Below are 23,775 nucleotides of genomic sequence, written 5' to 3' on the forward strand. Positions count from 1 at the left end.
CGCCGGGCCATGGCGGGCGGACAGACGAGACGGGGAGCCGGGAGGGGGGCGTCAGGTCGCGTCCGGGGAGCCCAGCAGGATCACGGCCTTGAGACCGCCGATCTGGTAGGTGAAGCTGAGGGCGTAGTCGAAGTCGAGCGGGCGCGTGCTCGTACCCGGGATCGGGTCGAAGCTGAGGTCCGCGGCCGGCCGCTCGCAGCCGGCGGTGGGACACACCTCGCCCCTGGCGATCATCAGCGTCGTCAGAGCCGCGCCCAGCGCACCGGCCTGCGCGCCGCTGTGGCCGAAGCACGCCTCCTGGGAGCTGAGCAGCACCGCCGGCTCCCTCGGCCCGTACAGCTCCCGTACGGCGTTGACCTCGACGTTCGTCACGTTGGGGTCGCCGTCGCTGCCCCCGTTGATGTAGGGGATCTGGTCGATGCTCCACCGCTCGCCCAGGCAGCGGCGGACCCCGGTCACCAGGGCCGTTCCGGCGATGTCCACCGACAGCGGGCTGAACAGGCCGTCGCGGGTCGTGGCCTGCGCGAGCAGCCGGCCGTGGGGGCGGGCACCGCGGCGTTCGGCATGGGCCCGGCTCTCCAGCACCACCGTCACCGACCCCTCGCCGAACCCGACGCTGCCCGCCCGCTCGTCGTACGGGTGCATGGGATGATCGGTGGAGGGGAGCTGGTCCGGGACGAAGCCCGGGGCGCCCGCCGGCCCGCCCCGCTCGGCGGCGAGGAAGATCCCCTGCCCCTGGCGGGCGAGCTCCGCGTTACCGGAGTCGACGCCGGTGACGACCGCCACCTCCACCTCACCGGCCTGGATCATGCGCAGCGCGTTCCCGAGCTGGATCGTCGAGGACGAGCAGCCGCAGGTGACCGAGAAGCTCGGCCCGCGAGTGCGGGCAAGGGACGCCTGCAGCAACGCGACGTCGTACGGGGTGACCCCGAGCTGGGTCTGGATGAACATCCCGACGGCGGCATCCGGGGTGAGTTCCTCGGGGCGCGCCTCGATCAGGTCACGGTAGACGCGGACGTTGTCGTCGACGCTGCCGCGGCCGGTGAGGATGGCCGCCTCGGTGAGGTCGCCGGCGCGGAAGTCCAGTCCACCGTCCGCGCACGCCTGGACGAACGAGATCAGCCCGAGCCGGTGCGATCGGGTGAGCTGCTGGCGGTAAAGCGCCGGGATGTCGGGCAGCCGCTCGTCGAACATCTTCTCGGTGAGCGCGACGGAGCCGTAGTAGATGTCGCCCCGCGTCAGGCAGGAAACCCCTTTCGACGCCACCGCCCAGACATCATCCGCGGTGAAGCAGGGGCCGTCGAGACCGGGCAGGCAGAATCCCATTCCGGTCAGCAGCACGTCCCGTTCCCCGGACGCGGCGACAGTGCGGTCATTGGCCATCGCGGTCACTCCATATGGTCCGGGCGGCAGGGCACAGGTGGCGGCAGGGCACAGGTGGCGGCGCGGCACAACGGCGCCGGGCGCTCAGGTCGCGAGAGAATTGGAGCGGGAACCGTCCACGCCGCACCGGGATGCACGAACGATGGGCACCCGGAATGGCTGATGGCCGGCGTCGGCGGCGCGACTCCGCCTGGCGCGACGGCATTCCCGGGAGACGCCGTGCGGATGCCGGGGCCCGGGAGGCGAACAAGGAGGCGGGTTATGGGGGAAGGCGGGGTAACCACAGTCATGGAGCCGGCCGATGAGGCCGCCACAGCTACCTTCGCGCGGGGCTCGGGCACTGTCGCCGTTTAGGTCATAGTGGTCGGCCTGGCCCGATCCGGCGGCGACGACCCGGGCGATACCGACGACCCGGGCGAGCCGTGGGGCCGGCTGGCCGGGCGTCACGGCCGAAACCACGGGGACGGGCCGGGCGTCACGGCTGACGCCACAGGTAGAGGTGGCGCGGCCGGCCGGTGTGGCCGTAGCTCATGGTCCGGATCGCCAGGCGCTGCCCGGCGAGCCATTCGAGGTAACGGCGCGCCGTCACCCGGGACAGCCCGAGGCCCCCGGCGACCTCGTCCGCGGACAACGGCCGCACCGCCCCGCGCAGGTGGCCGACCACGGTGTCGAGAGTGGGGGCGGACAGCCCCTTGGGCAGCGTCACGCCGGAGCCGTCGGGCCGTAGCCGGGACAGGGCGAGGTCGACGTCGCGCTGGCCGACGGGACCGGCGGGGCCTGCGGTGATCTGCCGCCGGAAGGCCGAGTAACGCTCCAGGCAGTGCCGGAACACCGTGGCGGTGAACGGCTTCACCACATACTGGATGACGCCGTAGGACATCGCCGCCTGCACCATCGCCAGGTCCCGGACATGGGAGACGGCGATGATGTCGAGGGTCGAGCCGCGGGCGCGCAGGGCCCGACACACGTCCAGCCCGCTCATGTCCGGCAGGAAGAAGTCCAACAGGATCAGATCGAGCCGGCCGCGCAGAGCGGGCGACAGCGCCTGCTTGCCGCTGCGGGCCACCCCGCTGACGACGAACCCGGGGACGCTCTCGACGTAGCCACGCAGCGCGGCGGCGAGGGCGGCGTCGTCCTCCACGATCAACGTGTGGATCGACTGGTCGGGCATGCTGTCACGCTCCGGACGGTGAGGGCGCGGCGCCGATACCGCGGGCAGGCTGCCACCCCTGTCCCGCGCGGACAGCGCAACCATCTTTTTGCCGACAGCAAAAGAATGCCGCACGCGTAGCTTTACCGGACGCAGGCGGCCCGACAAAATGCGGACAGGATCGACCGCAAATTTGGTGCAACTGGAGCCGTGTTAGCGGTGCCCGGTCACCACTGCGCGCTCGGCTGGGCGACGGCCCGGTCTCCGGTCACCGGTCCCACGTCATCCGGTCCACTGACGGCAGGCATCCCAGCACTGCCCGAACAAAGGATTTACCAATCATGATCCGAACAGGCCGGGGCACCGCGGCCACGTCCACCGCCACGTCCCCACCGGTCGGAGATCCGAGAAAGCCGCCGAACGAACCGACGGCCGATTTGCTCTCAACACTACGGAACGGAGATCACCCCTGCATGATGGAGGGATTTCCGCGGCACCGTCAAGAGTCCGCACGCCGGACCGGCCGGATTTCACGGAGAAGGCGGCGGCGGGCGCCGAATGTGCCCACAACACCCGATCCTGAACCAGGATTTGTATACCAACGTGATTGGTCCGGGCCTGCGAGTAAGTGACGGTAGTGTGCCGATGCAGACCGTTTTGACAGCAGGGGGAGGGCACCGGAGCCGTCCCGGATCACCCGGACGGGCCGCCCTGGGTACCCGACGGACACCATATGGTGAGATCCGCACGCACACCGAGATCCCGGGGGCCCCATGAACCAGGTCGTCCGGAGCGGCCCCACCGGGGCAGGGCACGCCAGCGTGGCGCCGGGCGCGGAGTCGGTCGTGACCGGCGAGGCGGTCGCCATCGACCTGCGGGTGGCCCGGCTGGGTTCGCGCCTGGTGGCCGGGCTGATCGACCTGCTCGCCCAGCTCTACATCCTCTACATCCTCGGCGCCCTGGTCGTGCTCGTCGTGCGGCCCGACGACGACGCGCTGGTCGCCGCGACATTCCTGCTGATCTACGTCACCATGGTGCTCGGCTACCCGGTGGCGTGCGAGACGCTGAGCCGCGGGCGGACCCTCGGCAAGATGGCGCTGGGCCTGCGGGTGGTCCGCGACGACGGCGGGCCCATCCGGTTCCGGCACGCCTTCGCCCGGGGCCTCATCGGTGCGGTCGTCGAACGCCCCGGGGTCCTGCTCGGCCTGCCCGCCATCGTGAGCATGATCGCCTCACGGCACAGCAAGCGCCTCGGCGACGTGTTCGCCGGGACGGTGGTGCTGCAGGTAAGCGTGCCGCGCACCGTCAGTACCGCGCCGTTCGTCCCGCCGGCGCTGCTCGGGTGGGCGGCCCTGCTCGACCTGACCGGACTCGACGACGGCCTCGCCCTGCGCGCCCGCCAGTTCCTCAGCCGTTCCCACACCCTGTCGCCGCAGGCGCTGGACCGCCTGGGGCGCGGCCTGGTCGACGAGGTGCGCGCGGTCGTCACGCCGCCGCCGCCCCCCGGCACACCGGGCTGGGCCTACCTGTCGGCGGTGCTCGCGGAACGCACCCGCCGGGCCTACGCACGGCTCGCCGCGCAGCGCCCGATCGTGACCCCCCAGGGGGCGCCCGGCGCCGTCCCCCCGCTGCCGGGCGCCCCCTGGACGGGTACGCGACCGCCCACTCCGGGTCCGGGGGGCACCTGGCCCGGGCAGACTCCCCCACTGAACAGCCAACACCATTCTTGACATCGAAATGTCAGATTTTTATATCGAGAAGTCGTAGACCCTTACATCAACTTGTCAGGATCCGTGCTCCCAGGAGCTCAGGTACTCGACCTGCGCCGGAGTCAGGGTGTCGATCTCGATACCCATCGTATCGATCTTCATCCGGGCGACGTCCTTGTCGATCGCGGTGGGGACGTCGTAGACGCCTGGGGCGAGCTCCTGCCCAGCGGTGTGCAGCCACTGCGCGGTCAGCGCCTGGTCGGCGAAGGACATGTCCATCACCGCGGCGGGGTGCCCCTCGGCCGCGGCCAGGTTCACCAGGCGGCCCTCGGCGAGCAGCAGCAGCCGGCGCCCGTCGGCGAGGACGTACTCGTCGGTGGAGGGCCGCACCCGACGCGGCCCCTCGACGGCGAGCTCGGCGAGGGCGGTGATGTCGATCTCGATGTCGAAGTGGCCGGAGTTCGCCAGCATCGCGCCGTCGCGCATCACCACGAAGTGCTCCCGGCGCACGACGTCCCGGTTGCCCGTGACCGTGATGAACACGTCGCCGAGGGGAGCCGCCGCGCTCATCGGCATGACCCGGAAGCCGTCCATGGCCGCGTCCAGCGCCTTGGTCGGGTCGATCTCGGTCACGATCACCGCGGCGCCCATGCCCTTGGCCCGCGACGCCACCCCCCGACCGCAGTAGCCGTAGCCGGCGACCACGACCGTGCGGCCGGCGAGCAGGGTGTTCGTGGCGCGGAAGATCGCGTCCAGGGTCGACTGGCCGGTGCCGTAACGGTTGTCGAACATGTGCTTGGTGTCGGTGTCGTTGACCGCGACCACGGGGAAACGCAGGGCCCCGGCGGCGGCCATCTGCCGCAGCCGGATCACCCCGGTGGTGGTCTCCTCACAGCCGCCGCGGACGCCGCCGAGCACGTCGGTGCGCTCGGTGTGCAGGATGTTGACCAGGTCGCAGCCATCGTCGAAGACATAGTGCGGCTCGGCGTCGAGGGCGGCGTCGATGTGGGCGTAGTAGCCGTCGCGGTCGATGCCGTTGCGGGCGAAGGTGGCGATGCCGTACTCGGCGACGAGCGCCGCGGCCGTGTCGTCCTGGGTGGACAGCGGGTTCGACGCGCACAGGGTGACCTGCGCGCCGCCGGCCGCGAGTGCCCGCATGAGGTTCGCCGACTCGGTGGTGACGTGCATGCAGGCCGCGATGCGCACTGCGTCGAAGGGGCGCTCGGCGGCGAAGCGCTCCCGGATCTGGCGCAGCACGGGCATCGCCCGGTCGGCCCACTCGATCCGGGCCCGGCCCTGCGCGGCGAGGGCCAGGTCGGCGACGTCGTGGCGCGGCAGCCCGGCGGCGTCGGGGCGGTCGGGCAGCAGCTCGGGAAGGTCGGCCAGATCGGACATGGTGCTCCTGCCGTGGGTGGGACGCCGGGGCGGCGGCCGGGATCCGGGGCGGAACGCCGGCAGCTCGGACGATGACGAGCCCGGCGAGACGATGTCAAAGAATCTGACAGCCTGTTGTTAGACTCGGAGCCTCCAGCGGCGCCCTGCCCGTACTCTTCGTCGCATGATCGGATCGACGTGAGAGGCCGGGAGGGTGCCGCCCCACCCCGCCGGGAGGACTCATCCGTGCGGCATGTGCTGGAGCGACTACGCCAGCGGGTCCAGCTGCGGCCCGAGCAGCGGCTCCCCATCGCCCGGGCGGCGGCGGTGCTGGACACCACGCCACGCATGTTGCGCTACCGCGAGTCGCTGGGCCTGCTCGTACCCGCCCGCTCCCCCGGCGGTCACCGGGAGTACGGCGAGCGCGAGCTACTCGCCGCCGCCTACGCGGACGAGCTGGAGCGGCGCTACCACGTGAGCCCCAGCGACCTGGCCTTCGCCCTGCGGGTGCTGGCCGAGGCGGAGGTCGCCGCCGACGTCCGCCGGCTCGGGCAGCTCACCCGCCGCATCCCGCCGTCCCCGCCGGTCGCCGCCCTCGACTTCGATGCGCAGAAGGCCCGCCGGCTGCTGCGCATGCCGGGACCCGTTCGGCCCGTCGGAGCCGGACCATCGGAGCCCCACGCCCCTAACGGTCGCTGAACAATCCGAGGCGTACCGCACACACCTGACCCGCCGGCTCGTCTGGGCGGGAAACGCTCGTCTACCGTTACCAGCGGTATCGGACCGTCCATGCCAACTGCCGTGAATCGGCGCCCGTCCGCAGCCAGGTTCGCTTCGCCCGAACTGTTCGGTCAGCCCGCGAGCCCCCGGCGCCGATGAGCGACCAAGCGCCGGGACACGCATGCTGGTTGAGGTCCCACGAAGATCCCGGCGGTTCCGCCGGCCCACCGAGGGGGTGACGTCGACGTCTGGCGGACGGGAGTCGAGCACTCCATCCCGACCCAGCCCGCCCGCACCCGCGGGTGGTTCGTCGCGAGGGGGATCTGCCGGGGTACCCCCCCGCGCCGACGGCACGCCCCGCGGCGTCCCGGCCGAACGCGCTGCCACCCCGCCACGAGCGGCCGCCCCGCCACGGGCGGCCGCGGCCCCGCGGGGCGCACCAGCGGGCAAGGCAGGGCCGCGAGGCACCGCGGGACCGGCGGGCAAGGCGGGACCGGCGAGCAAGGCGGGACCGGCGGGCAAGGCGGGACCGGCGAGCAAGGCGGGACCGGCTGCCGCCGACGCGAAGATCCGCGCCGGCGCGCCGCCGCGACCGAAGCCGGCCGGGACCGGTTCGGACGCGGCCGACGCAACGGCGACGACCGTCCGGCCGGCGGCCGACGGGGGCCCGGCGACACCGGCCGACGCCGCCACGAGGGGACAGGACCAGACCGCGGGCGGCCCGGGGCGCGCTGACACCCTCGACTCCCAGGCACCGGCGGGGAGCGCGGCGGGTGGCGGGCCGGGCGCCGGCGTGCTCCAGCGGCCGCCGGTCAACCGGCGGCGCGTGCTGAAGAAGATGGCGCTGACGGCGACCGCGCTCGGCGTGGTCGTCGCCCTTCTGTCGCTGCCGTTCGTGGGTGCGGTGGGCCTGTTCGCCAAGGGCAGCGCGGATCACTTTCTCGGGCTGCCGAGCGAGCTCATCACCCCGCCGCTGCCGCAGAGCTCGACGATTCTCGCCGCCGACGGCTCGGTGATCGCGACGCTGCGAGGCGCCGAGAACCGCATCGTCGTCCCGGGCAGCGACATCCCGAAGATCATGCGGGAGGCGATCGTCTCCATCGAGGACGCCCGCTTCTACGAGCATGGCGGGGTCGACCCGCAGGGCGTCCTGCGCGCGGCACTGCGCAACAGCGAGGCCGGCGGGGTCGCCCAGGGCGGGTCGACGCTGACCCAGCAGTACGTCAAGAACGTGCTGCTGCAGAACGCGCGCACGACCCAGGAACGTGAGGTGGCCGCCGGCGACTCGCTGGATCGCAAGATCCAGGAACTCCGCTACGCCCTCGGCATCGAGAAGCGCTTCTCCAAGGACGAGATCCTGGAGCGCTACCTGAACATCGCCTACTTCGGCGACGGCGCGTACGGCGTCGGCACGGCCGCCGAGCATTACTTCGGGGTGCCCATCTCCCGGGTCACCCTCGAGCAGGCAGCCCTGCTCGCCGGGCTGGTGCAGAGCCCGTCGCGGTACAACCCGGCCGCGCATCCGCAGGCGGCGACGGTCCGGCGCAACACCGTGCTCGACAAGCTGGCGGAGAACGAGTACATCTCGCCGACGCAGGCGGACGCGGCGAAGCAGATGCCCCTGAACGTGGTGCCGGCCCCGCCGCCGGCCGCGGACTCCTGTGAGACGTCGACCGCGCCGTTCTTCTGCGACTACGTCCGCTCGCAGCTGCGGGCGAGCCCGGCGCTCGGCACCACCGTCGAGGAACGCAACCGGCGCATCTACGAGGGCGGCCTCGTGATCCGCACCACCCTGGACCCGCTGGTCCAGCAGGCGGCGCAGGACGCGGTGAACTCGACGATCGCCCCGGACAACCGGGTGTCGGCGACCGAGGTGGTCATCCAGCCCGGCACCGGCAACATCCTCGCGATGGCGGTCAACCGGGTGTACGGGTCGAACGCCGGCCTGAACCAGACGGTGGTGCCGCTGCCCACGAACGCGACGTTCCAGCCCGGGTCGACGTTCAAGACGTTCGTGCTCGCCGCCGCGATCGAACAGGGCTACGGCACGTCGACGGCCTTCTACTCACCGGCCTGCTACGTCAGTCCGAAGTTCCCGCTGGACCGCGGCGAGGGCGACTGCGCCAAGGGCTTCTCCAACTCCGACCCGGCCGAAGCGGGCATCTACGACATCTCCCGCGGCACCTGGGACTCGGTGAACACCTTCTACGTGCAGCTCGCGGAGAAGACCGGCATCCCGGCGGTGCTGGAGATGGCCAAGCGGCTCGGCGTCGTCCCGCCGAAGGCCGACAAGATCGGGGCCACGGACGGGGCGACCGCCATCGGCGGCGGCCAGTACATGTACGTCTCGCCGCTGCAGATGGCCGACGCCTACGCGACGATCGCCGGCGGCGGCCTACGCTGCGCCCCCCGGTTCGCCACCGGGGCCGTGGACTCCAGCAAGGACCCGATCGACATCGCCCGCCCGCCGCAGTGCGAGCAGGTGCTCGCGAAGGGCGTCGCCGACACGGTGACCAGCGTGCTGGCCGGCGTTCCGATCAACGGCACCGGGCGCAACGCCGCGATCGGCCGGCCGTCGGCCGGTAAGACCGGTACCACCGACGAGTACTCCGCCGCCTGGTACGTCGGCTTCACCCCGCAGATGACCGCGGCGGTGTCCGTCGGCGACCCCACCGGCGCCGAGGCCCACCCGCTGCGCAGGGTCGTCGCGGACGGCCGGACCTGGGATCGGGTCTTCGGTGGTGACCTGCCGGCGATCATCTGGGGCAAGTCGATGCGGGCGGCGCTGGCCAACCAGCCGGTGGTCCCGCTGCCCGGCGCCGACCCGACGGTGGCTCGCGGCACCAAGGGCGGCCTGCAGAACACCCCCCCGCCCCCGCCCGCGCCGTCGCCGGGCCAGGGCCTCGGCGACATGCTCCAGAACCTCGGCCAGCAGGTCCTGCCCGGCCTGTTCGGCCAGCCGCAGGCCCGCAGTGCCCCGCTCGGCGGCCAGAACGGCGCCCAGCCGGCCGTCCCGAACGGCCAGAACAACGGCGGCGGTCAGAACGGCGGCGGCGGTCAGAATGGCGGCGGTCAGAATGGCGGCGGTCAGAATGGCGGCGGCGGTCAGAATGGCGGCGGCGGTCAGAACGGCGGGCAGCCGAACGGCCAGAACCGGGGTGGGCCAGGAGGCGGCGGCCGCTAACCGGCAGGGTCTCCGCGCCGGTGCGGCGGGGCCCGAGGGGGTGTGGAGCCGGACGGCTCAGCGGGGGCCGGTGGCCTCCACGAGGACGAGTGCGACGTCGTCGGCGGCCCCGTCGGCGGCGGCGAGCAGACCGTCCGCGACGTCGTCGATGGACCGCCGGACCCGCCGCGGCCCGGTGCCGCCGCACAGGCCGTGCGCCGCCGCGACGGAGCCCGCGAGGGTGGCGAGGCTGACCTCGATCGGCTCCGAGCGCCGTTCCACCAGGCCGTCGGTGAACAGCATCAGCCGGCTGCCCGGGAACAGGGGCATGGTGTCCGGGACCTGGGCGCTGGCGTCGATGCCGAGCAGCACCCCGCCACCGGCCTCCCAGTAGGACAGCCGGTCCGGTCCGATCAGCAGCGGCGGCAGGTGCCCGGCGTTGACGGACGAAGTTGCCGTCGTGCCTCGCCCCCATGGCTACCCCGCTGCCTGCGGCGGACCGGCCACGACCACGGATGCGTCGTCGCGGCGCAGACCCGCGTCCCGCAGGATCGTCGCCGCGACGAGCAGCGGGTCGTGGCTGGCGACGCCGGGATGGTCGGCGAGGTTCCAGCGGGTGCCGACCCCGTCGCTGTGCAGGACGACGAGCGCGTCCGGCGGCAGGGGTGGCGGCCAGGAAGATCCGCACCGCCTCCCGGCCGCCCGCGCGGCAAGCTCCCCGTGGCCGAGCCCGTCGCACAGCAGCAGCGCGAGTCCGGTGCCGGTGGCGCACGGCGTAGGCGTCGCCGCGGACGGTTTTGCCGGTGATCGGGCGGGTCAGACCGCCGGCCAGGGTGACGGCCGCCCGCCGGGCGGCCCCGGCCGCCGACGCGTCGCCCGCGCCGAACCACGCGACGTCCTCCACCCGCGGGAACGCTCCGAACGCGGTCAGCGCGACCACTTCACGACCCGCACGGTGGTGCCCACCCCGGGACTGCTGTCGATCGCGAACTCCTCGACGAGCCGCCGGCTGCCCGTGAGACCGAGACCGGAACCGCTGGTCCACCCCTCGGTCCCGATGGGATGGCGCTGCGAGTCCGTGCCCGTCATCTCGCGACCGGGCAGGCTCCCACCAGGGTTACCGACCACCCGTCCGGCCCGCGCCGCGGCATACCCGGCGAGCGAGTCGATCTCGTTTTCTCCGGCTGGCTCACCGTCCTCGTCCGACCGGGTCACCCGGACCTCGGCGCCGAGCAGGGCGAGCCCGTGCTCCAGGGTCAGCGCGGTGCGCACACCGGGCATGTACAGCCCGAGCTCGACGAGGGTGATCGCGACGGCGGGCCGCATCCCGACCACGACGGTCTCGGCGTCGAGCAGCCGCGACAGCGACGCGATCGTCGACAGCATGCGGCCGATGAAGCCGTCGACGATCTCCAGTGCCGAGATGTCGATCAGAACGCCGTGGGCACCGGTCGCCACGATCCGCTCGGACAGGTCGTCCTGCAGGTCGAGGGCGAGCTGATCGTGCAGATCCACCTGGATCGACACGAGCAGCAGGTTTCCCATCTTCAGGATGGGGATGCGGTCCATCAGCGACTCTCGGCCCCGGCCACGCGGCGGACGAACCGGAACCCGTCGCGGCGCAGCGCGAGCGCGAGCGCCTCGGCCAGCGTGGCCTTGGTGACGATCTCCCCGAACTCGATCCCCCGTCCACCCGCACGTCCTCTCGGCCCATCAGCCATGCCGGCCAGGCACGACCATACAGAGCCCCCCCGACCAATCCGCTTTGCCCGATTCTGACCACCACGTCCGCGGCCGACCCGACGTTTCGAGCACCTTGGCCGGCGCGCTGGTCACCGATCCGGCAACCGGGCCCGTGACATTGGGTCGGAACACCGGCCCGCTTAGACCGGAAAAAATCGTACGAAACGGTCAGCCTGGCTGACCTGCGACGACTACCGACCGAGATCGCGGACTGCCGGCACCTGGGACGGGTCGATCCCGAGCGCCAGCGCCGTATAGACGGCGGTGAAGTCGAACAGGCCGATCAGGGAGGCGAGACGCTCCAGCGGCCCGGCCCCCTCGGCGCGCAGCTCGGTGACGCCGACCCCGCGCTCGACGGCGACGGCGACGGCGGCCTCCGCCTGGCGGCTGACCTCGGGCCGTTCGGCGTCGGGGTCACGCAGCAGGACCAGTCGCAGCCGGATCGACTGCTCCTCCTCGACCCGGTCGCGGAAGAAGTCCTCCAGCTCGTCCTGGCCGCTGGTCCCACCGGTGTCCAGTCCGGCCCCGAACGGGCCGTCGAGGAGCGCCACCTGATGGTGGCCGGGATGCGGCAGCGCACCGACGACGGCCGGGTACTTCGCGTTCGTCGCGAGCTGGGAGGCGGCGCGCTCGGCCGCCACCGAGGTCACCGGCGAGGTGCCCCAGATGAGCGGCAGGGTGCCGGCCAGCTGCAGGGCCAGGGTCTTGGCCGGGTTGACGAACGACTCGCTCGACGACCGGCAGCGGGTGGCGACGTCCTCCAGCCGGGCGGCGGCCGCCTCGACGGCATCGTCGGCGAGCCGGACGATGCCCAGGGCCCGGGCGGCGACGAGCAGCGGCACCGCCAGCGACCAGAGCGTGGTCCGGGCCGGTCGCTGCCCGGTGAGCGGGACGAACGGGGCCCCGGCAAGGTCGGCGAGGTGGGCCAGCGGGGTGTCCGCCGGGGCGACGACGGCGATCCGGGCACCGCGGCGGGCCGCCTCTTCCACCACGGAGCACGTCTCGGCCGAGGTGCCGGACGCGGACACGGCGAGGACCATGTCGGACACGCCGACCCACCCCGGCAGGCCATGGGTGTGATGGCCGATCACCGGGACCGGGCTCGCCGGGCCTGCGACGGCGGCCAGGATGCCGGCGGCCAGCGCCGAGCCGCCGACCCCGGCGACGAGGACCGCGCGCGGGCGGCCGTCGACACCCAGCCGGGCCACCCCCGCCTCCTGGGCGAGGACGGCGCTCTGGCGCACCTGCAGGGCCGCGGAGGCGATGTGCGGCAGCAGGGCCGCGGCGTTTCCGGTGTCGATCCGCCTGGTGTCGTCGAGGATCGCCTCGTCGAGGTACACGCCGATGCCGCGCGGTGTCAGCTCGACGCCGACGCGGCCTTGCCGGAGAACGGCACGGCCTCGTCGAGGAGCATCACCGGGATGTCGTCGCGGACCGGGAAGGCCAGGTCGCAGGCGAGGCAGACCAGCACGGGCGCGCCGTCGAGCTCGTCCGGCCGGAGCTCACCGTGCTTGCTGCACGGGCAGGCGAGGATCTCCAGCAGCAGCGGGTCGAGACTCATCAGGATTCCCTTCCACTCCGGACCTGCGCGAGGATCTCGTCGCGCAGCCGGCGCATCGTGGCGTCGTCGGGGCCCTCGACGTTGAGCCGCAGCAGCGGCTCGGTGTTGGAGGGGCGCAGGTTGAACCAGGAGCCGTCCGCGAACGAGATGGTCAGGCCGTCGAGATGGTCGACATCGGCGGCGTGCGGCGCGTAGACCTTCTCGACCGCGCTCATCGCCGCGACGGCGTCCGCCACCTCGGAGTTGATCTCACCGGAGGCGCTGTAGCGGGCGTAGCCGCCGAGCAGGTCGGACAGCGGCCGCGGCTGGCCGCCGAGCGCGGCGAGCACGTGCAGCGCGGCGAGCATGCCCGAATCCGCCCGCCAGAAGTCCCGGAAGTAGAAGTGGCCGGAGTGCTCGCCACCGAAGATCGCGCCCGTGCGGGCCATCTCGGCCTTGATGAACGAGTGGCCCACGCGGGTGCGGACCGGGACGCCGCCGCGCTCGGCGACGAGCTCGGGCACGCCCCGGCTGACGATGACGTTGTGGATGATCGTCCCGCCGGGCTCGTGGGCGAGCTCGCGGTCCGCCACCAGCGCCGTGATGACCGACGGAGACACGATCTCCCCGCGCTCGTCGACGACGAAGCAGCGGTCGGCGTCGCCGTCGAAGGCGAGCCCGAGGTCGGCCCCGGAGCTGCGGACCGCGGCCTGCAGATCGCGCAGGTTCGCCGGCTCGATCGGGTTCGCCTCGTGGTTCGGGAAGGAGCCGTCCAGCTCGAAGTAGAGCGGGATCACGGTCAGCGGCAGGCCGGCGAAGGCCGCCGGGACGGTCAGCCCGCCCATGCCGTTGCCGGCGTCGACCGCGACGGTGAGCGGCCGGATGCCGGACAGGTCGACCAGGGTGTGCAGGTGGCGCGCATAGTCGGCGAGGAGGTCACGGCTGGTGACGGTGCCGACGCGACCGGGACCGTCGGGCACGCCCTGCTCGACCATCGCCCGGATCTCGGCGAGCCCGGTCTCCTGGCCGATCGGCGCCGCGCCCGCCCGGCACAGCTTGATGCCGTTGTACTTCGCCGGGTTGTGCGAGGCGGTGAACATCGCGCCCGGGATGTCGAGCGAGCCGGCGGCGAAGTAGAGCAGGTCCGTCGAGCCGAGGCCGGCGGCGATCACGTCGGCGCCCTGGCTGGCCGCGCCCTCGGCAAAGGCCGCGGCGAGCGGGATGGACGACTCCCGCATGTCGTGGGCGGTGACGATCCGCTCCGCATCGAGCAGCCGCACGAACGCGGCGCCGGTCTGACGGGCGATCTCGGCATCGAACTCTGCCGGCACGACACCCCGGACGTCGTACGCCTTGAAGATCCGCGAGAGGTCGCGCATCCGGTCCCCACCCTTCTCCCTGGTGTCCCCCGCACCGGGTGAACGGTGCCCCGGGCCCGCACGGCGCCACTGCGACCGCACTCGGTTGACCATATCCGCAGGGTCCGACAGACCCGGGACCGCGTCCGGGGAAGCCCACGCGGGACACGCCACGCGACACGCCACCCGCGGGGCCGGCCCGGCAGCCGCACGGCCCGGCTGACCACGGGGACAGCGGATGGCCGGGCCTCGGCCCACTGCCCGGTCCCCACCCGGGGGTCACGGACGCCGGGAGCGCCTCAGGAGGGGCTGGGCACCGCCCGCAGGTGACCGCGGCGGCCCCCTGGGGGCGTCTGGGGGCCGCCCTGCGGACCCTGTGGACCCTGGGGCCCCTGGGGCGGCTCGGGACCGCGCCGGGGCGCCTCGGGACCGCGCCGGGAGGCCTCGCGCACGGCGTCCGCCAGCGCCTCCAGGTCATCCCCGGCAACCTCACGTCCACCCTCACGCGACGCTTCGGCCTCGAGCCGGACGACCGCCCAGCCGAGCGGCACGGTGAGCCGGTCGGCGTGCGTGCCGCACAGGTCGTACGAGTGCGGCTCGACGTACGGGGACAGCGGGCCCAGTACGGCTGTCGACTCGGCGTAGGCATACGTGAGCGTGGCGACCGCGGCTGCGGAACAGGCCGAGCGGGAGCAGCGCCGAGGCTTCACGTTCCGGACGGTAGCCCCCGGAACGGGCGACGGCCACCACCTATCGTCGTGTCGCGTGGCGCGAGGCTGAATCGTCACGCGTTGTCGACCATATCGTTGCGCCTCGCGTCCGAACTCTCGCGTGACAAAGGCATCCGACGCGGCATCGAGATCATCAAGATCGTGGAACCTCCTCGGGCTGGGAGGGGAATTCGGGGTCAACCGCCGGGACGGCGGGGGTTGGCGGAGCGGCCGGATCACGACGGCCGCCGGGACCGACCACCCGGCGATCGGCGGGCGCGCGACACCCCGAATGGTGCCGGGGTGGACACGCGCCCGTCGATCGCCGGCCGGCGAGCCTGCCACGAACGCTACGCTCACAGGGTGACCGAGCTCGAGCGGTTCCCTGCGGCCGCCCGGCCGATTCCCCCCCGCCGGCGCCGCGACCGCCGGGGCCGGGGCATCCGCGGGACGCTGCTCCCGCCGGACGTGCCGGCCTACGCCACCCGCGGGGATCGCTTTGACGACTTCGTCCTGGACGCCGTCGAACATCTCGACCACCGGTGGTCGGCGGAGCTGTCCGACGTCGAATTCGCCGTCGAGGACGTGCCACCGGTGGCGGTGACCGACGAGGAGATTCCGCTCGCCCGATTCCAGCCGGCCACCGGAAAGGGCCGTTCGGGCACCCCCCGCCGCATCGTGGTCTATCGCCGGCCCATCGAGGCCAGAGCGGTGGACAGCGAGGACCTGGCCGAGCTCGTGCTCGACGCGATCATCCACGAGGTGGCTGAGATGATGGGGGTAGATCCGGCCGTGATCGACCCGGAGGGCCACGGCTGGGGCGAGGAGGAGTAGCCAGGCCCGCCCACCGCCCGCCTGTAGGGAGCGCGCGTCCGAAGGAGTAGCCGGTTCGAGGGGGCGTCCGCCCCAGTGACCATGCCCGCCCCCAGCAGCCATGCCCGTCCGAGGGAGACCGTGACCAGGAACCCCGCGTCCACGACACCCGTCGGCGCATCGTCCGAGCCCGCCGGCGAATCCGCCGGCGCGGGCCCACAGGTGCCGGTCGGGTCCCCCCGCCTGCTCGCGCTGCACGGCGCCGAGCAGCCCTACGCGTGGGGGTCGGTGACGGCCATCCCCGAGCTGCTCGGCACCCCCGCCGCCGGCGGGCCGGTGGCGGAGCTGTGGCTCGGAACCCATCCCGTGGCGCCGGCCCTCGTCGAGGCGGACGGCGCCCGCCGCCCGGCCGCCGACCTCGTCGGCCCGCTGCCGTTCCTGCTCAAGGTGCTGGCGGCGGACAAGGCGCTGTCACTGCAGGTGCATCCCGACCTGGTGCAGGCCGCCGTGGGCTTCGACGCGGACGAGGCCGCCGGCCTCGCCGTCGACGATCCCCGCCGGCGCTACCGCGACCGCAACCACAAGCCCGAGCTCATCGTCGCCCTCTCTCCGTTCCGGGCGCTCGCGGGTGTCCGGGATCCGGCACGCACCCTCGCGGTCGTGGAAGGACTGGGGACACCGGCCCTCGTGGCCGCCTTCCGCCCCCTCGCGGACGATCCCGCCGCGGGGGCGGCCACGGTGCTGGGGACCCTGCTGACCATGCCCGCCGGCCCCGCCGAGAAGCTGATCGACGCTGTCGTCTCGGCGGCCGACCGGCTGCACCGCGCTTGCGGGCGCAGCCCGGCGGGTGGCGAGGCCGAGGGCGGGAGCAGCGGCCGACCGGCTCTCGAGGACCCGACAGACGACGGCGAGGACGACCTCGCTCGGGCGGCGGACCTGGTCGGGCGGCTCGCGGCGGCGCACCCGGGCGACGTGGGCATCGCGGCGGCGCTGCTGCTCAACGATGTGACGCTGCGCCCCGGGGAGGGGCTGTTCCAGCCGGCCCGGATGCTGCACGCCTACGTCGCCGGGCTGGGCATCGAGATCATGGCCACCTCGGACAACGTGCTGCGCGGCGGCCTGACCCCCAAGCACATCGACGTCGACGAGCTGCTACGGATTTTCGATCCCACGCCGAGCGACGCGCCGGTCCGCACCCCCCGCACCGTGGCGGACTCTCCCGGTGGGCTGCTGCTCGGCTGGGACGTTCCCGTCGCCGACTTCGCCCTCACCGAGGCCGTCTGCACCGGCGGCAGCGTGCCGGTGGGGCACCCGACGGTGCTGCTCGCGGTCGAGGGGCGGGTCGAGGTCACCGCGACGGCCGGCGACGGGACACCCGCCGCCCCGCTGGAGCTGCGCCGCGGCGAATCGGCGCTGGTGGCGGGCCAGGCGGCGGTCACCCTGACCGGCACCGGCCGGGTCTTCCTCGCCGCGGCGGGCCGCCGCCCGGCCTAGACGAGCAAGCGAGTCCGAAGTCCAGGCTGACCCGCGGCTCGCAGCTCGGGGTTCTGGCCGCCGCCGGCGGACCTCACTCAGCGGTACGGGACCGCAGGATCCGCCACTGCCGGCGGGGCGTCGAGCAGGCGTGGCGCTCCCCCCAGCGCGACGACTGTGGACAGGATCTTCGGCAGCACCAGCGGGGGCTCGGCCGGACCGGCGACGGGGGGACCGGCGGGTGAGGTGTCCTGGGGCTGCGCCGCGGACGGGACCAGCGGCTGGGCGGCGCCCGCGACGGCGGTCGCGACCAGCGGGCCGCCGATCGCGACGAGGCGACCCCCGGCCCGGCCCGACGGTCCGCGGACCACGGCGACCGTGCCGGCCCGCAGCCGCACGGGATCACCGTCAAGCCAGGCGGTGACGGGCCCCGCCGGTGCGGCGAGCACGACGGCGCCGGCGGCTCCCGCCGGGGGCGACGGCACGCCGACCACCGCATCGGGCGCGGTGCCGGCACCGGCGGTGGGGCCGGCCGGGTCGGACAGCCCGATGCCCGCACCGAACGCGTCCAGACCGCGGCGGCCCGGCGCGGCGTCGAGCCGGACGGCGCTCGCCCAGGTCGACACGCCCGGCCAGCCCGAGGCCACACCCAGCTCGGCGACCACCGGGGCGGCGCCGGTGGTCGACTCGACGAGGACTGCCGACGCCCCACCCGGCGGCAGCGGCACCGGCATGATGATCGCACCGGTGGCCGGCACCCGCACCGCCTCCAGGCCGACCGGGGTGTGCCGGCCGGACGCGGTCAACACGCTGACGCGCACGGTGGCCCTCCGGTAGGGCGCGGCGAGCACCAGGCTGGCCGCCGGGCCGGGCGGTCCCGCCGGGACGACCACCCCACCGAGCAGCAGCCGGCGGGCCGGCGGGGCGGTCGCCGGCACGAGTCGGAGTGCGGCGAACGGACCGCCGGCGCTTGACCGGTCCGCCATCCAGGCGAGCACCCGGCCGGACCGCACCTCGACGTCGAGTGCCGTCACGGCGGCCTCCGGCGCGAGCGCGGCGAGCCGGCGGGTCACCGCACGCCCCGGCGGCACGGAGATGTCCCGCGGTGGGGTGGCCGTGCCGTCCGTGAACACCCGCACGCCGACCTGAGCGGGCTGGTCGGCCAGATTCGACAGGATCACGATCGGGTCGCGGCCGGCCATGGTCGACGGTCCGGCAAACCAGCTGCGGGCCCGCGGCGGGGTGCAGCGCGCCCGCGCTGGGCCCGCGCCGTCACCGACTCCCGTGACGATCGCGGACAATCCCGCCGCCGAGGCGCCCCGGGCGGACACGAGCACCGAGCCGCGGCCGCTCGTCGCCGCGGCGGGTGGCAGGGTCAGCGCCGCGCCACCGAGGCGAGTGCGCAGCTCGGCGGGCCGAGTGGCCACCCGTACCCGGCCGTCGGCCGCCCCTGCGGTACGCACGGTGAGGTCGAGGGGGCCGGCCAGCACCGGACCGCGGGCACCGGACGGCGTCGTCGTCAGCTCCGGGCAGGCCAGCAGCGCGGCCGACACGGGCCAACTGGCGGACGGAGCTGGGCTGGCGCCCTCGTCGGCGAGGAAGGCCCCACCGATCCCGACGACGGCCAACGACACGAGCACCCGTGCGGCGGCGCGGCGCCGCAGCGGCGGCCTGGTCGCCCCGGACCCTCCGGCTGTGGGCGTCACGGCCTCTCACCCGCCGATCTCGATCCGCCCGCCGCGTCCCCGGCTTCTCGGTCCGGGCCACCGCGATCCGGGCCACCGCGATCCGGGCCACCGCGATCCGGGCCAGGGCCGGCCCGGCGGACGCGTCCGACATCACGCCCGCAAGCGCCATCGGCTGCCGGCGGGAGCCCGCCGGGGCGGCCGGGATCAGATCCGGCAGCGACGGCACGGCCATGATCCGCTCCGTCCACGGGCCCGCCCCTGGGGCCGGTCTCACACCCGGAGGGACCATGGGTGGGCGGGGTGTCGGCGTTGGCGTTGGCGTCGAGTCGGGAGCGGCTCGGCCGGCGCGCGACCGGAATGCCCAGCAGCAGCAGTACGCCGAGCGCCGCGGCCTGCGCGAGCGCCAGCTCGTGTCCGCGGCTGTCGTCGCGGTGAAGACGAACCGTGCCGCCCTCGGCGGGCAGCCGGAAACCGGCCGCCCAGCCCCAGGCCGCGAACGGCCGCAGCGGCCGGTCGTCCAACCAGGCGCGCCATCCCGTCCCGGCCGGGACCGCGAGGATCAGGTCCCGTTTCGGGGACTGCGCGGCGCCGGGCAGGGCCGCGACGCGGCCGTCGGGCGACAACCGGTGTTCGGTCGCCGGGGCCGCCGGCAACGGCTCGGGCACCGGCGGCGTCGCCGTCCCCGGGGGCGCAGAGCTCCCGGCGCCACCGGGACGGTGAGCAGCCGTCGTAGCCGAGGGGCCGTCGGTCGACGCGGGACCCGCCGACGCGGCGTCCCGGGGGACGGGGCCCGAGGGTGCGGGGTCCCGGGGAGCGGTTTCCGGCTGCAGGTCGGAGTCCACCACGAAGGCCGGCGGGACGGCGGCGGTGGGCGGGCGGGACCCCGACGCCGGCCCCGCCTGGTCGGTGGCCGCGGGGCGCCAGAGCAGGGCTCCCGGACGGGCCCGGTCCCGCAACAGCGACGGGGTCGCATCGAGCCGGGTGACGAGGTCCGCCGGCGCGTCCGCGGCGGGGACGGCGATCGCGGCGACACCGAGCAGGGGCAGCCAGCCGGCCGCATGGTCACCCCCGACCGCAAGATCGGCGACGACGTCGGCGAGGAAGGTGGCGGCCCGCCGGGGCGGGCGGGCCTGGCCGGCCGGGAAGCGGGGGTCGTCGGCCGCGGCGAGGGTGTACCGGATCAGGCCGAACCGATCGGACCGGGACAGGACGAGCAGGCGGGAGCCGGCGGGCGCGGTCCGGGTCTCGGCCTGGACCGCCCGCGCCACCGCCGACTCACCAGTGCCCGACCAGGGGGCGGCGGTGACCCCGGCGGCCGATCCCCCGGCGTCACCCGCGGCCCCGGCCGGGTCCTTCTCCGCCGCAGGATCTTCCGAGCCGGCCGGGCCGGCGGGCGCGCCCGGAGCGGCGACTGGGGTCGGGCGCACGGCGGTGGTCGAGTCCAGGGGGATGGTCGAGTCCAGGGGGGTGGCCTTGTCCGCGGGGGTGGTCTTGTCCGCGGGGGTGGTCTTGTCCGCGGGTGTGGCGGAGTTTCGGTTCCAGCCGGTCGGGCTGGCGTGCCGCCCCGTGGCCGCGACGAGATGGCCGGCGGCGAGCCCAGCGGAACCGGCGAGGACGAGCGCCGTCACCAGGACCGCGACGATCCGGGCCAGCCGGCCGGTACCCGGTGCCGCCCTGGCCCTGGGGGCACCCCGGCTGCGCAGCGCGCCGCGGACCGGGCGGCACGCGCTCGCCGCGGCGATCAGGGCACCGGCGAGGACAAGGCCGTACTGCGGGCCGACCCACCAGCCCTCACCGCCGGCGACCCGCTGGTCGGCGTCGCCGGCCAGGTACGGGGTGAGCGGCACGGCGAGCAGGCCCAGGCCGGCCAGGGACCAGCCGACCCGGCCGGCCCACCCCGGCCCGGCCCGGCCGGAACACCGGCCCAGCAGCCAGCAGACCAGGCAGCCGGCCAGAAATCCGACCACAGCGGCCTTCGGGCGCTCCCCCGCGCCCGCCACCAGCGCCACGGAGGCCTGGGGGAACCGGGCCAGTGCCACCGCCGGCTCGGCGCGGATCCCCGCGCCCCCCGCGTGCAGCGCTGGGATCAGCGGGATGATCGTCGCCGGGAGCGCGGCGGCGACGTCGGGCAGCCGCCGCCGGGCCATGAGCAACGCCGCGGCGGGCAGGCCGAGCCATACCAGCGGCGCCATCGACGGGGCGCAGGCGAGGAGTCCGACCAGGCAGACGGCCAGGAGCCAGATCGCCCGCAGGCGCCCACCGACCCGACCGGGGCGGCCGCGCAGCACGGTGTCCGTAGCAACGAGCACGGCTGGCAGCAGGATCAGCGCGCCGACGGTGTCGCCGCGGCCGGCGGCGACCGCGCCGGTCAGCGCCGGGCTCGCCCCGTAGGCGGCGGCAAGCCCGAAGCGGGTGGCCGGCCGCGGACCGAGCCGGGCGAGCGCCCGGTGCGCGGTCAGCCCGGCAAGCGCCGGTCCGGCGGCGAGCAGGAGCCAGGCCGCCGCCGCGGGCCGGCCGCCGAGCAGGCTCGCGGCGGCGGCGAGCAGCGCGGTCCACGGCGACGGGGGCCCCGCGTCGTCGAGCGGGGCGCCGGCGGTGCCGACCCGGCCGGACCAGACCGCCGCCCACAGGTCGCGGGCCCCGGCGGGCAGCGGCAGGCCGGCACCGAGCCCGTCCGCCGGCATCCCCCGCATCGCGACCAGGCCGGCGACGCCGAGCAGGACCGCGAGCAGGACCGCAGCCCGGGTCGAGCGCCGGTCGGACGAAACGCCCGCCAGGACGTCAACCCCGACCGGGACGTCGTGGCGCGCCCTGGCCTCATCGAGAGCCCCGCTGGGAACCGGGGCGCCGGCGGATCCGGGTCGGCGCCTCAGCCGGGCGGGAAACAGGGAGCGGATTGCGTGGTGCGACACGGCACGGGTACGCACGGCGCGCCGACGCATCCGAGCCAGCTGGCGCGGCCGGCCCAGCACGGCGAAGGGCAGCGCGATCTCGGTGGCCGCCGCCCGCGGCCGCCCGCGCACCAGCAGGCCGAGGGCCCGCGGGACCGCCGCGACGAGGATGGCGGCGGCGGCCACGGGCAGCAGCGGCCACGCCGTGTTCGCGAGGCGGACCCGTAGCGCGCCGGCACGGTCGGCCGGCACCCATGCCTGCCTGCTCCGCCCGCCCCGCCCGTGCTGACTGCCTGGGCCGACCGGGCCGACCGGGCCGCCGGGGTCGGCCTGACCGGCCGCGTCGGCGTCGGCGAGGGCGTTCATCGTCGCCATGGGGACGACGACGACCCGCAGCCCGGCGCGGGCGGCCCGCCAGCCGAGGTCGATGTCGTGGCCGCCGTCGAGCTCGGGGTCGAGGCCGCCCAGCAGGCGCCAGGCGGCCGCCCGGACAAGCATGCCGGAGCAGGCCACGGTGAGCACGTCGCGCACCCCGTCGCGTTGGCCCCGGTCGACCTCACCGGGGCGCACACCGGTGTGCCGCCGGCCCGCCCGGTCGACGCTCACCCCCGCCTCCAGCAGGAGCGGCCCGGACGACGGCCCCGGGGGTCCGGCGCGCAGTTTGGGGCCGAGCACGGCGGCGCCGGGATCGAGCCGCGCGTAGGCCAGCAGGGTGCGCAGGGCGTCGGGGGTGGGCAGGGCGCCGTCGTCGAGCAGCCAGACGTAGCCGTCCCGCGGCAGCCCGCCGTGGCGCGCCAGGCCCGCGGCCACCGCCGTCCCGAAACGGGTGCCGGCGGCGAGCTGGACCACGGTGAACCGGCCGGGGCCCGGGCCGCGTCCCGCCGGTCCACGAATCACCCCGGACGTCGACGGCGAGCCGGGTCCGTCAGCTGGCGCGGGCACGGGAGCCGCGACCGTCTCGGCCGCAGATGCGCTGCGCGGCCGTGGCAGGTGGACGGCGGCCGACGGCGCGGCGTCGGGCCCGGGGGAAACGCCGCCGCCGACGCGGACCTCGACGACCTGCAGGTCGAGGACCTGGTCGGGCGGCGGCGCCTGCGCCCACACCGCCGACCGCAGGGCCTGCGCGGCGCCCGGCCGCCGGCCGTGCACGCAGACGACCACGACCCGCGACGTCGCCGCCGTCCGGCGCGGTCCGGGCGGGGCCGCGAGGGCGCGCGGCGCGGCCGGGCCGCCTGCACCCCGCCGGACGCCACCCACCGCCCGGGTTCAGACCGCTCGGCGCCGCTGCTTGCGTCGCTCCCGTTCGGACATGCCGCCCCAGATCCCGAACCGTTCGTCGTTTTCCAGGGCGTATTCGAGGCACTCCGCCCGGACCTCGCAGCCCGAACAGATGCGCTTGGCCTCCCGGGTCGACCCCCCCTTCTCGGGGAAGAACGCCTCGGGATCGGTCTGCGCGCACAGGGCGCGCTCCTGCCACTCCATCGCCTCGCCGAGCAGGTCACCCAACCCCAGATCGATCACTGGGGCGAGGGTGTCCTGCGCGTCGCCGACGGGGTCGTCGGCGGCCTCGGCGGCCAGGTCGTCGACGTCGGGATCGTCGGCGGCCGGGTCGTCGTCGACGTCGACCTCATCGTCCGCGCGCACGATGACGTCGACGTCCGCCTCGGCCCGCGGGCCGGAGGCGAACGGGGTGGCACCGGTGACCAGGCCGGGCGAGCCCGACCGGGCCGGTGGGACGCTGGCCGCGGCCAGCTGCGGCCGCGGGCACGGCTCCGGTGTGGCCTGGGTGGGCCGTTCGGCAAGCACCCGCTCGGAGTGGTCACCGAACGGGTCATGCTCAGCGGGACGCTCGACGTCCGCGAGGACGGTGTGGACGCCCGCGTCGGTGTGCTCCATGGGGACTCCTCCAGACCCGTCGCGGTGCGGTCGGCCACCCCCTGGGCGCCGGCGCGCAGGTGACTGGTTCCACACCGGTCAGGCGACGCACTACCGCACGAACCTCGCCAGCGAGGGGAATGACACGCCGGTAATTACACGCTCCCGAGTCGGTCGCGTCAACC

General features: G+C 74.8%; 16 protein-coding genes and 2 pseudogenes. 5 read left to right on the top strand and 13 right to left on the bottom strand.

What is annotated here, in order from left to right; all coding sequences use genetic code 11:
- Positions 1–51 precede the first annotated feature (51 nt).
- Together FRAQA3DRAFT_RS17310 and FRAQA3DRAFT_RS17315 are read right to left on the bottom strand one after the other, a co-directional pair.
- The gene (locus FRAQA3DRAFT_RS17310; protein ID WP_009740339.1) at positions 52–1,383 is read right to left on the bottom strand and encodes a beta-ketoacyl synthase N-terminal-like domain-containing protein; all 1,332 of its coding nucleotides are present in this window, start codon (positions 1,381–1,383) and stop codon (positions 52–54) included.
- 475 nt (positions 1,384–1,858) lie between these two features.
- Positions 1,859–2,554 carry a response regulator gene (locus tag FRAQA3DRAFT_RS17315; RefSeq protein WP_009740340.1) on the bottom strand — a complete coding sequence of 232 codons (696 nt, stop codon included), beginning with the start codon at positions 2,552–2,554 and terminating at the stop codon, positions 1,859–1,861.
- 752 nt (positions 2,555–3,306) lie between these two features.
- Here FRAQA3DRAFT_RS17315 and FRAQA3DRAFT_RS17320 point away from each other — a divergent pair.
- Positions 3,307–4,263, top strand: a complete 957-nt coding sequence (locus FRAQA3DRAFT_RS17320; protein ID WP_009740341.1) for an RDD family protein — start codon at positions 3,307–3,309, stop codon at positions 4,261–4,263.
- Positions 4,264–4,317: 54 nt separating this feature from the next.
- Here the strand turns inward: FRAQA3DRAFT_RS17320 and ahcY are convergent, their stop codons facing one another.
- Positions 4,318–5,637, bottom strand: coding sequence for an adenosylhomocysteinase (ahcY, locus tag FRAQA3DRAFT_RS17325; protein ID WP_009740342.1), 1,320 nt, complete (start codon positions 5,635–5,637; stop codon positions 4,318–4,320).
- A gap of 225 nt (positions 5,638–5,862) precedes the next feature.
- Between ahcY and FRAQA3DRAFT_RS17330 the strand changes: the two genes are divergently transcribed.
- Positions 5,863–6,315 (top strand): MerR family transcriptional regulator, encoded by a 453-nt coding sequence (locus tag FRAQA3DRAFT_RS17330; RefSeq protein ID WP_009740343.1) that lies wholly within the window; start codon positions 5,863–5,865, stop codon positions 6,313–6,315.
- 814 nt (positions 6,316–7,129) lie between these two features.
- The gene (locus FRAQA3DRAFT_RS17335) at positions 7,130–9,520 is read left to right on the top strand and encodes a transglycosylase domain-containing protein (protein WP_009740344.1); all 2,391 of its coding nucleotides are present in this window, start codon (positions 7,130–7,132) and stop codon (positions 9,518–9,520) included.
- 57 nt (positions 9,521–9,577) lie between these two features.
- On the opposite strand, the gene FRAQA3DRAFT_RS17340 is transcribed toward FRAQA3DRAFT_RS17335, so the two are convergent.
- The 7 genes and pseudogenes from FRAQA3DRAFT_RS17340 to FRAQA3DRAFT_RS17365 form a co-directional block, all read right to left on the bottom strand.
- Positions 9,578–9,928 (bottom strand): SpoIIE family protein phosphatase, encoded by a 351-nt coding sequence (locus FRAQA3DRAFT_RS17340; RefSeq protein WP_369809464.1) that lies wholly within the window; start codon positions 9,926–9,928, stop codon positions 9,578–9,580.
- A gap of 726 nt (positions 9,929–10,654) precedes the next feature.
- Positions 10,655–11,068: pseudogene (locus tag FRAQA3DRAFT_RS38795) on the bottom strand (STAS domain-containing protein); the annotation flags it as partial.
- Positions 11,068–11,184: pseudogene (locus FRAQA3DRAFT_RS33270) on the bottom strand (anti-anti-sigma factor); the annotation flags it as partial. The pseudogenes FRAQA3DRAFT_RS38795 and FRAQA3DRAFT_RS33270, both read right to left, overlap by 1 nt.
- A gap of 249 nt (positions 11,185–11,433) precedes the next feature.
- Positions 11,434–12,582 (bottom strand): SIS domain-containing protein, encoded by a 1,149-nt coding sequence (locus FRAQA3DRAFT_RS17350; RefSeq protein ID WP_009740347.1) that lies wholly within the window; start codon positions 12,580–12,582, stop codon positions 11,434–11,436.
- A gap of 17 nt (positions 12,583–12,599) precedes the next feature.
- Positions 12,600–12,803 (bottom strand): Trm112 family protein, encoded by a 204-nt coding sequence (locus tag FRAQA3DRAFT_RS17355; RefSeq protein WP_009740348.1) that lies wholly within the window; start codon positions 12,801–12,803, stop codon positions 12,600–12,602.
- On the bottom strand, positions 12,803–14,161 hold the full coding sequence (locus FRAQA3DRAFT_RS17360; RefSeq protein WP_035921080.1) for a phosphomannomutase/phosphoglucomutase: 1,359 nt from the start codon (positions 14,159–14,161) through the stop codon (positions 12,803–12,805). Before FRAQA3DRAFT_RS17360 ends, FRAQA3DRAFT_RS17355 begins: the two co-directional genes overlap by 1 nt.
- Positions 14,162–14,439: 278 nt before the next feature.
- The gene (locus FRAQA3DRAFT_RS17365; protein ID WP_009740350.1) at positions 14,440–14,850 is read right to left on the bottom strand and encodes a DUF3499 domain-containing protein; all 411 of its coding nucleotides are present in this window, start codon (positions 14,848–14,850) and stop codon (positions 14,440–14,442) included.
- Between the two features lie 441 nt (positions 14,851–15,291).
- Here FRAQA3DRAFT_RS17365 and FRAQA3DRAFT_RS17370 point away from each other — a divergent pair, with 441 nt between their 5' ends.
- Complete coding sequence (locus FRAQA3DRAFT_RS17370; protein ID WP_035923044.1) at positions 15,292–15,684, top strand: metallopeptidase family protein; 393 nt, start codon at positions 15,292–15,294, stop codon at positions 15,682–15,684.
- Between the two features lie 120 nt (positions 15,685–15,804).
- Complete coding sequence (locus FRAQA3DRAFT_RS17375; protein WP_009740352.1) at positions 15,805–17,157, top strand: type I phosphomannose isomerase catalytic subunit; 1,353 nt, start codon at positions 15,805–15,807, stop codon at positions 17,155–17,157.
- A gap of 77 nt (positions 17,158–17,234) precedes the next feature.
- Here the strand turns inward: FRAQA3DRAFT_RS17375 and FRAQA3DRAFT_RS17380 are convergent, their stop codons facing one another.
- The 3 genes from FRAQA3DRAFT_RS17380 to FRAQA3DRAFT_RS38800 form a co-directional block, all read right to left on the bottom strand.
- Positions 17,235–18,842: a DUF5719 family protein gene (locus FRAQA3DRAFT_RS17380; RefSeq protein ID WP_009740353.1), complete on the bottom strand. Its 1,608-nt coding sequence runs from the start codon at positions 18,840–18,842 to the stop codon at positions 17,235–17,237.
- Positions 18,839–22,876, bottom strand: coding sequence for a glycosyltransferase (locus tag FRAQA3DRAFT_RS17385; RefSeq protein ID WP_009740354.1), 4,038 nt, complete (start codon positions 22,874–22,876; stop codon positions 18,839–18,841). The genes FRAQA3DRAFT_RS17380 and FRAQA3DRAFT_RS17385 overlap by 4 nt, the downstream gene beginning before the upstream one ends.
- 105 nt (positions 22,877–22,981) lie before the next feature.
- On the bottom strand, positions 22,982–23,611 hold the full coding sequence (locus tag FRAQA3DRAFT_RS38800) for a WhiB family transcriptional regulator (protein WP_009740355.1): 630 nt from the start codon (positions 23,609–23,611) through the stop codon (positions 22,982–22,984).
- Between the last annotated feature and the right edge of the window lie 164 nt (positions 23,612–23,775).

Source organism: Frankia sp. QA3, assembly GCF_000262465.1.
Taxonomy (GTDB): Bacteria; Actinomycetota; Actinomycetes; order Frankiales; family Frankiaceae; genus Frankia.

Excerpts from the sequence above, each read along its gene's own strand:
- FRAQA3DRAFT_RS17315 (WP_009740340.1), bottom strand. The coding sequence starts at position 2,554 with ATGCCCGACCAGTCGATCCACACGTTGATCGTGGAGGACGACGCCGCC.
- ahcY (WP_009740342.1), bottom strand. The coding sequence starts at position 5,637 with ATGTCCGATCTGGCCGACCTTCCCGAGCTGCTGCCCGACCGCCCCGAC.
- FRAQA3DRAFT_RS17320 (WP_009740341.1), top strand. The coding sequence starts at position 3,307 with ATGAACCAGGTCGTCCGGAGCGGCCCCACCGGGGCAGGGCACGCCAGC.
- FRAQA3DRAFT_RS17355 (WP_009740348.1), bottom strand. The coding sequence starts at position 12,803 with ATGAGTCTCGACCCGCTGCTGCTGGAGATCCTCGCCTGCCCGTGCAGC.
- FRAQA3DRAFT_RS17360 (WP_035921080.1), bottom strand. The coding sequence starts at position 14,161 with ATGCGCGACCTCTCGCGGATCTTCAAGGCGTACGACGTCCGGGGTGTC.
- FRAQA3DRAFT_RS38800 (WP_009740355.1), bottom strand. The coding sequence starts at position 23,611 with ATGGAGCACACCGACGCGGGCGTCCACACCGTCCTCGCGGACGTCGAG.
- FRAQA3DRAFT_RS17310 (WP_009740339.1), bottom strand. The coding sequence starts at position 1,383 with ATGGCCAATGACCGCACTGTCGCCGCGTCCGGGGAACGGGACGTGCTG.